This window comes from Clostridium saudiense, from assembly GCF_000577815.1.
Taxonomy (GTDB): Bacteria; Bacillota; Clostridia; order Clostridiales; family Clostridiaceae; genus Clostridium; species Clostridium saudiense.
The window spans coordinates 1-8,599 of the sequence record NZ_CBYM010000069.1; the positions used below are offsets into that span (position 1 = coordinate 1).

7 protein-coding genes are annotated in these 8,599 nt (G+C 28.1%); 6 read left to right on the plus strand and 1 reads right to left on the minus strand.

The annotated features are described in order from the left end of the window. Positions 1-56: 56 nt before the first annotated feature. Positions 57-1,211 (minus strand): 3D domain-containing protein, encoded by a 1,155-nt coding sequence (locus tag TY07_RS16660; RefSeq protein ID WP_042402889.1) that lies wholly within the window; start codon positions 1,209-1,211, stop codon positions 57-59. 261 nt (positions 1,212-1,472) lie between these two features. Between TY07_RS16660 and TY07_RS16665 the strand changes: the two genes are divergently transcribed. From TY07_RS16665 to TY07_RS16690, 6 genes are all read left to right on the plus strand, one after another. Further along, entirely contained in the window at positions 1,473-2,669 is a 1,197-nt protein-coding gene (locus TY07_RS16665; RefSeq protein ID WP_042402891.1) for an alanyl-tRNA editing protein, read from the plus strand. A 50-nt stretch (positions 2,670-2,719) separates the two neighbouring features. After that, positions 2,720-3,151, plus strand: coding sequence for a hypothetical protein (locus tag TY07_RS16670; RefSeq protein ID WP_042402894.1), 432 nt, complete (start codon positions 2,720-2,722; stop codon positions 3,149-3,151). Between the two features lie 170 nt (positions 3,152-3,321). Then, positions 3,322-3,876, plus strand: a complete 555-nt coding sequence (locus TY07_RS17485; protein ID WP_052330768.1) for a hypothetical protein — start codon at positions 3,322-3,324, stop codon at positions 3,874-3,876. An 89-nt stretch (positions 3,877-3,965) separates the two neighbouring features. Next, positions 3,966-4,277 (plus strand): phasin family protein, encoded by a 312-nt coding sequence (locus TY07_RS16680; RefSeq protein ID WP_042402897.1) that lies wholly within the window; start codon positions 3,966-3,968, stop codon positions 4,275-4,277. A gap of 25 nt (positions 4,278-4,302) precedes the next feature. Continuing rightward, positions 4,303-5,907: an ABC1 kinase family protein gene (locus TY07_RS16685; RefSeq protein WP_042402900.1), complete on the plus strand. Its 1,605-nt coding sequence runs from the start codon at positions 4,303-4,305 to the stop codon at positions 5,905-5,907. 61 nt (positions 5,908-5,968) lie between these two features. Further along, positions 5,969-8,590 carry a calcium-translocating P-type ATPase, PMCA-type gene (locus TY07_RS16690; protein ID WP_042402902.1) on the plus strand — a complete coding sequence of 874 codons (2,622 nt, stop codon included), beginning with the start codon at positions 5,969-5,971 and terminating at the stop codon, positions 8,588-8,590. Positions 8,591-8,599 lie beyond the last annotated feature (9 nt).

Genomic DNA, 8,599 nt, shown 5'->3' on the forward strand with positions numbered 1-8,599 from the left:
AAATTTAAAAGAAACTCCGAAAGGAGTTTCTACATAAACTATAAACTATTAACTAATCAAGGGTATTCTAAAATTTGTACAGTAACTTGTCTTCTTCCCCATGACATACATTCTTCATAACTATTAAGATATACATCGATAATATTACCCTTAATAGCGCCACCAGTGTCAGCAGCAATAGCAAGTCCATATCCTGAAACATAAACTTTAGAGCCAAGTGGTATTACATTTGGATCAACGGCAATAGTACTTATACCGTCTGGATTTCTAACAGGTTTTAAGCCAGAAGCCGTTATACCATGTCCATAATAGGCAGTAGATTCCATAGATAATGTTTTAATTGCTTCTCCAACAGTAGTACCTGTCGTTGGTATAGATGGAGCGTTAAGCTCAGATATTTTTGCTTTAGCATTGCTAATACCTTCTTTAGCCATATTAATAGTTGTTGAACTATTTAATAATGGAATGTAAGAGTTTAATGTATCGATAGCACTTTGCAATTCAGATACAGAAGCAGAAGAAGAGTTAGCAATAGATAATGGCTTTGATATTAATAGCTTTTCATTTTCTTCTATAACTGAAAAAACTGCTTCCTTTTCAGAGTTTAATTGTTCAACATATTGTTCTTGTTCAGCCTTTTTATCTTCGATAGTTTTTAAATCTTCTTCAATAGTGTTTTTTAATAACACTAACTCTGAATTTTTTGTATTTAATGTTTCAATAGTAAGGTCTAATTCTACTTTTTTCTCATTTATATTAGAAAGTATTTGCTTGTCCGTAGAAACTATTTTTGAGATAGCTTGTACCTTAGAAAATAAATCAGATATACTTTTAGAAGTAATTATACTAACTAAAATATTAGAAGTCATATTTGTTTTATACATATTTCTTACTCTATTATCTAATACAACTTGTGCTTCATCTATATCTTCTTTTGTTTGTTCTAGTTTAGCTTCCGTTGTTTTTATTTCATCTTCAATATCTTCAATAGCTGCGTTATTTTCATTTAATTTTATTGTTGTTTTATCAATTTCAACATCTAAATCTTCGATTTTAGAATTTAATTCTAAAATTTGATTATCAAGGGTTTGATATTTTTCTAAGTTTTCATTTATCGTATCTTGTGGTGTAGCAGCATGTACAGAGACAAAACTTAATGATGATGTTAATAATGCTGTAGCAAGGGTTAAAGTAATTAACTTTTTAAACAATAAGTGCACCTCCTATAAGAATAATTATTCTTGACGTTACATTACTATAGAAATTTATATATGTCAAATTTACTGCATTAATATGTAAATTATGAGATATTATAATAAAATAAATAACATAATAGTAAAATTAAATATATTATAGCATATATATATGGAAAAAAATAGAATAAAAAGTAGAGAGTGAAATAGGTTGAATTATGATATGAAGTAATATAAAATTTATAAAATAATGCTTAGGAAATAGTTGGAGGTATTTTAATGGATAAGTTATATTATAAAGATCAATATTTAAAAGAATTTACAGCAGAAATACTTGATGTTATAGAAGTTAACGGTACGTTTCATGTAGTTTTAGATAAAACCGCATTTTTCCCAGGGGGAGGAGGTCAGCATTGTGATTTGGGTTACATAGAAAATCATAAGGTAATTGATGTTTTTGAGAAGGATGGATTAATTTATCATGTTACAGAAACAAAGCCAATTAAGATACATAAAGTAAAGTGTAAAATAGATTGGAATAGAAGATTAGATGGAATGCAACAGCACTTAGGACAGCATGTACTTTCAGGATGTTTTTTTACTTTATTTAATGCTAATACAGTTAGTGTTCATGTTGGAAAAGAAATAAGTACTGTAGATATTCAGGGATTTTTAGATGAAGAATCTATACGAAAAGCAGAAAAAATGGCAAATGAAATCATTCAAGAAAATATTGAAGTAGAGTTTTTAACACCTTCAAAAAAGGAGCTAAAAAAGTTAAAGCTTAGACGTGATTTACCTAATACAGATGAGCAAATTAGAATTGTAAAAATTGGTGATTTAGATATTAATGCTTGTTGTGGGGTTCATCCTAGTAAAACATTAGATCTTCAAATAATAAAAATTAGACGTTGGGAAAAGCATAAAGGTGCAACAAGAATAGAATATCTGACTGGAAAAAGGGCTGTTGAAGATTATTTTAGAAAAGATGAATTTAGAAATAAAATTTGTAAATTTTTAAATTGTGGTGAGGAAGATGCAATACATTCAATGAATAAATTATCAAATGAATTAAAAGATATTAAAGAGGAAAATAGAAAAATAAAGCTTGAAATGGCTGATTATCAAATTAAAGAAATGAAAGAAAATGCCATTAAGGTTAATAAATTAAATGTAGTAAAAAAGATTTATAATGATGGAGATTTAAAGTATCTAACAAAAATTGCAGAAAAAATAACATTAGATGATAATATGGTGGTACTATTTGCAATAAAGTTTGAAGATAAGGTTAATTTGATTTTTGCTTGTTCGAAAAATATTAAAGGTTTATCAATGAATGTATTGTTAAAGGATGCAATTACTTTAATAGATGGAAGAGGAGGAGGAAGTAATTTTCTAGCTCAAGGAGGGGGAAAAAATAGTAGTAATTTAGATGGGGCAATGGATTATGCACTACGTAAAATAAACACCTTATAAAGTGATGTTCATATAATAGAGTATGAGATATATTCTAAGGAGATATAATTATGGACATAGAAGCTTCAAAAAATGATAATAATTTAGAAGAAGAATCCTATGAAAATTCTATAGAAGCTGAAGATGATGATAATCTAATAGAAGAAGTGGAAACAATACAAGAAGATTATATTACAGATGAATATGATAATGTTATAATTCATGATTCAGATATAGATAATGGTGAAGAAAATTATAACGATGTAGATGAGTTTAAAGCTGAATCTGAAGATAGTTTTTCAGAAAGGGTTGATTCAGAAAATTATTATGAAGATAAGAATTATAGTTCAGAACAAGATAATAGTAGAGTTATTAAAGAAAGAAAAGAAGCTTATGATGAAGGGTATAAAGATGGTTATGAAAAAGGAGCTAAAGATGCAATAAAAGCTGCTTTTAGAGCAGGTTTTAGATATGGTATAAGAAGAAGTAGATATAGCAAATAATTATAATATATGAGTATAGGTATTAAAGTGTATATCAATTAGGATATATATAATACTTATACTTATTTTATTTTTACAAAATAAGAATAATTAAATAATATATAGGAAAAATAAATATTAAGGGATTCAATTAGTGGTATTATCTTAAATAACCTTGGAGGATAATTATAATGAAAAGAAAAATTATAATATATGTACTTTCCATTTTGTGTGTTTTCATGATTGGTTGTGATTCTACTGGGACTAAAGAAAACAATGAAGTAAGCAATGAAAAAGATGAGTTTCAAAATACTGAGTTTGTTAAAAATGAAGGAGAATTAACATATGCATTAACTAATGATTATAGCATCACAATTACTGATAATATTACTTCAGATAATCCTCTTATTATAGAAGGTGAATTCTTTAAAACAGATACAACAGAGGAAAATAATGTTGTAAAGGTTGGAAGAAAATTAAACTTATTTAGTAAAGATGAAGATAATAATATAATTAATAATTATGTTTTAGAGGCTCCTAGTTTAACTATACAAAGTGAAAATACCATAATAAAAGGTGGAACTTTTATAGGAGATATTTATATTAAGGCTAAAGGGTTTGAAATTGATAATACTAAAGTAAAAGGGAATTTATATTTTAAAGATGAAGAAACTAAGGGGACATTTATAAAAAGTAATGCTGCTAGTGTGCAAGGAAAAATAAGTGTTGAAAGAAAAGAGAGTTAGCAAATATATGCTAACTTTTATTTTTAGAATATATTTTAAATTAAAATACATAAATATAAATGTAAATGTAATTTAGGAGGTATATAAAAATGATGGATGAAATAAAAAAAGTATTACTGTTTGGTGTTGGAGCTGTTGCGAGTACCTATGATAAAGCCGCAGAAGTTGTTGAGGAATTAGTGAGTAAAGGAAAAATAACTGTTGAAGAAGGAAAAGAACTTGGAGAAGAGTTAAAAAGAACATTTAATGATAAATGTAAACATGAAGAAAAAAATCAAGTATCAACTACAATTAAAGATATGAATATAGAAGCATATAATTATGTAACTAGAGATGAATTTGAGATGTTAAAAGCAAGGGTATATAAAGTTGAAAGTATGTTAAATGACGAGAAAAAGTAAACTTATTAGATAATGGGAGGTAATTATGGAGGGGAGTTCAGTAACTAGATTCAAAGAAATATTAAAAGTATTCACAAATTATGGATTAGGATATTTATTAGGTAAAAAAGAAGAAAAAGAAAAAAAATCCCCTTCAAATCTTAGAAAGGCATTTGAAGAATTAGGACCAACTTTTATAAAAATAGGTCAAATATTAAGCACAAGACAAGAACTTATACCGGAGGAATATATAATAGAGCTATCTAAATTACAAGATAATGTACCAGCTGATGATTTTGTTAACATGTCAAAGGTATTTTATAATGAGTTTAATAAAGATATTGAAGATGAGTTTCTTTATATAGATAAAGTTCCAATAGCCTCTGCTTCAATAGCTCAAGTATATAGAGGGATGCTTAAAAGTGGTGAAGATGTTGTTATTAAAATACAGAGACCTAATATAAAAGAAACTATGAAGATGGATTTTGATATTTTAATTGGATTGAGTGAAAAGTTTACAAAATTTTTTAAGGATACAGTTGTTGATCCTAAAGAAATATTATTAGAAATTAAGGCATCAACTGAAAGAGAATTAAATTTTATTTATGAAGCTGAAAATATTGAGAAATTTCGAGAATTAAATAAGGATAGTGCTTGTATTTATGCTCCTTTTATTATTCATGATTATACAGGTGAAAATGTTTTGACTCAAGAAAATATTGAAGGGTTTAAAGTAAATGATAAAAAATCGATTGAGAGCTTAGGTTATGATAGAGATGATATTGCAAAAAAACTAACTCTTTCATATTTTAAGCAAGTATTGAGAGATGGATTTTTTCATGGAGATCCACATCCAGGCAATATATTAATTCGTGAAGGTAAAATATGTTTTATTGATTTTGGTATTGTAGGAGCATTATCTAAGGAAAAGCAAGAAGAACTAAATTCAGCTATTACAGCAGTGGCAAATGAAGATATAGATAAACTTACTGATTTTGTTATGAATATAGGTATTAAGAATGGTAAAACAGATAGAGAATTACTTTATAAGGATATTGAATACATGTTCAGAAATTACTATACTACTTCATTAAAAAATATAAAAATTTCTGTATTGTTTCAAGAAATGTCCGATATAGCTAAAAGAAATAATTTAAGAATATCTAGTGATTTTACAATGCTTATAAGAACAATGGTTATGGTAGAAGGATTAGTTGCAGAGCTTTCACCTGAATTAAATATTATTAATTTAGTAATACCATATGTTAAAGGATATTATAAAAATTATTTTTTTGAACAATTTGATGTTAATGATTATTTATTGAAAGGATATAAATTAACTAGGGATAGCTTAAATATTCCGTCACGTTTAATTTCTTTAGCAGATACTTTAATAAGAGGAAGAACAAAGATTAACATAGTAATTGAAGATAAAGATAAATATATAGATGTTTTAAATAAAATGGTTAATAGATTATCTTTTGCTTTGGTAATAGCGGGAATGATAGTGGGATCATCTTTAATTATTAACATAAATCCAGCACCGCGTTTATATGGGGTTTCGATTATTGGATTAATTGGATATTTTGGTTCAGCTGTCTTAGGGTTATGGTTACTGATTTCAATAATAAGATCAGGAAGTCTTAAATAATATAATCTTTAAATTAAGTAAATACTAACATTAGTACAAAAGAGAAGGGAAGGAGATTTAGATGCATTATAAAAAGGAATCTTCAGATGTATTGAATGAAGTAGGTAGTAATATAAATGGAATATCTGATCAAGAAGCAAAGATAAGGCTTGAGAAAAATGGATTCAATGAATTAAAAGAAGGAAACAAGGTTCCTATATGGAAAATGTTTTTAGAAAACTTTAAAGATCCATTAGTAATAATATTACTTATTGCGGCAATAGTACAAATTTTTTTAGGTGAATTTGTAGAATCTCTTATCATATTTGTAGTAGTAATTTTAAATGCTTTATTAGGAGTGACACAAACTCGAAAAGCAGAAAGTTCACTTGATAGTTTGAAAAAACTATCTTCACCTAATTCAAAGGTGTTAAGAGATGGAAAGAAAAAAACAATACCAGTAAGAGAAATTGTTGTAGGTGATATAGTATTTTTAGAGGCTGGAGATTATATACCAGCAGATGGAAGGTTAATAGAGGCACAAAGTCTAAAGGTTGTAGAAGGAATGCTTACTGGAGAAGCAGAAGCAGTTTTAAAGCATAGCGACAAAATAGAAGAAGAGGTTGGTATTGGCGATCAAAGAAATATGGTTTTTAGTGGTGCTACAGTAGTATATGGTAGAGGAACTTTAGTTGTTACAGAAACAGGAATGAATACTGAGGTAGGAAAAGTTGCTACATTATTAGAAAGTGCGGGTAATACACAAACACCACTTCAAGAAAGGTTAGATGATTTTGGCAAAAAGCTAGGTATAATAATTATGATATTAGCAGCAGCCATTTTTATTATCCAAGTAATTAGAGGGTATATTGATGGTGAAAATATGAAAAATCTAATATTTAATTCATTTATGTTTGCTATTGCCGTTGCTGTTGCAGCAATTCCAGAAGCTTTATCATCAATAGTTACAATTGTATTAGCTGTTGGTACAAAAGATATGGCTAAAAAGCAAGCAATAATAAGAAAATTGCCAGCGGTAGAGACACTAGGATCTACAAGTGTTATTTGTACAGATAAAACAGGAACATTAACGCAAAATAAAATGACAGTTGTTGACTTTTTTATGTATGGAGTAAATAAAGCTAAAGTAGAAGAAAAAAATAATAATTCAAGCCAAGTTGAGGCTATGGATTTGTCATCTACACTTTGCAATGATTCTGAAGTAACAGAAACTGGAAAAGAAATTGGAGATCCAACTGAAATAGCATTATTAAGGTTTGCTGAAAAGAGAGGAATTGATTATAAAGAGTTACGAGAAAAATATGATAGGTTAAGTGAAATACCATTTGATTCTGATAGAAAATTAATGTCTACTGTTAACTCTATTAACGGAAATGCAATTATGTTTACAAAAGGAGCTCCGGATGTTGTTTTTGCAAGATCTAATACAGTTCTTAATAATGGTGAAGTAGAAGAAATGACGGAAGAAATTAAAAATGAATATAGAAAGGTGAATGAAGATTTTTCAAATAGAGCATTAAGAGTATTGGCATTTGCAGTTAAAGATGTTCCTGACGAAAATTTTGTTCCTTGTTTAGAAGATGAAACTGAAATGACCTTAGTAGGACTTATGGCTATGATAGATCCACCAAGAGAACAAGTTTATGATGCTGTTAAGGAAGCAACTGGTGCAGGAATAAAAACAGTAATGATCACGGGAGATCATAAAACAACAGCTTCTGCTATAGCAAGAGAGATAGGAATAATGAGTGAAGATGATATTTCTTTAACTGGAAAAGAATTAGATGAATTATCAGATATAGAGCTTAAAGAAAAGCTTGAGCATATTACAGTTTATGCTAGGGTATCACCAGAAAATAAAATACGTATAGTAAAAGCTTGGCAGGAAAAAGGATATATTACTGCTATGACTGGTGATGGAGTTAATGATGCTCCAGCTTTAAAACAAGCAAATATAGGTATAGGTATGGGTAGTGGAACAGATGTAGCAAAGGATGCATCAGCTATGATTTTAACAGATGATAATTTTGCAACTATTGTATCTGCAGTTGAAATTGGTAGAACAGTTTATAGCAATATTAAAAAAGCAATTACATATTTATTCGCAGGAAATTTAGGAGCAATAATTGCTATTTTATTTGCTGTATTTGTAAATTGGTCAAATCCATTTTGCGCATTACAATTACTATTTATAAATTTGATAAATGACTCTTTGCCTGCAATTGCTTTAGGATTAGAAATGGCTGAGCCTAATATAATGAAAGAAAAACCAAGGGATGTTAACGAGGGAATATTAGCTGGTGGAACATGGCAAGCAGTTATAACAAGAGGAATAATAATAGGGGTTTTTGTTATACTTGCACAATATGTTGGAAATTTAACATCGCCAATGTTAGGAGAAGCAATGGCATTTTCAACTGTAACTCTTGCAAGAATTTTTCAAACATTACCTGCAAGATCAAATTATGAACCAGTGCTTAAGGTAGGACTATTTAAAAATAAATACGTTATAGGTGCAATAATAGTATGTTTGTGCTTATATAGTATTGTATTAATACCAGGAGTAAGAGGGATTTTTGATATACCAGATAGCTTTGGTTTATTACAATTAGGAATTTGCTTAGCTTTTGCAATAATTTCAGCATTGATTATGGATATAAGTAAACTATTTAAAAGAAAGTAATAAAAAGAT

Bases quoted from the DNA above. Each gene is read 5' to 3' on its own strand.
- TY07_RS16680 (WP_042402897.1), top strand. From the start codon at position 3,966: ATGATGGATGAAATAAAAAAAGTATTACTGTTTGGTGTTGGAGCTGTT.
- TY07_RS16685 (WP_042402900.1), top strand. From the start codon at position 4,303: ATGGAGGGGAGTTCAGTAACTAGATTCAAAGAAATATTAAAAGTATTC.
- TY07_RS16690 (WP_042402902.1), top strand. From the start codon at position 5,969: ATGCATTATAAAAAGGAATCTTCAGATGTATTGAATGAAGTAGGTAGT.
- TY07_RS16665 (WP_042402891.1), top strand. From the start codon at position 1,473: ATGGATAAGTTATATTATAAAGATCAATATTTAAAAGAATTTACAGCA.
- TY07_RS17485 (WP_052330768.1), top strand. From the start codon at position 3,322: ATGAAAAGAAAAATTATAATATATGTACTTTCCATTTTGTGTGTTTTC.
- TY07_RS16670 (WP_042402894.1), top strand. From the start codon at position 2,720: ATGGACATAGAAGCTTCAAAAAATGATAATAATTTAGAAGAAGAATCC.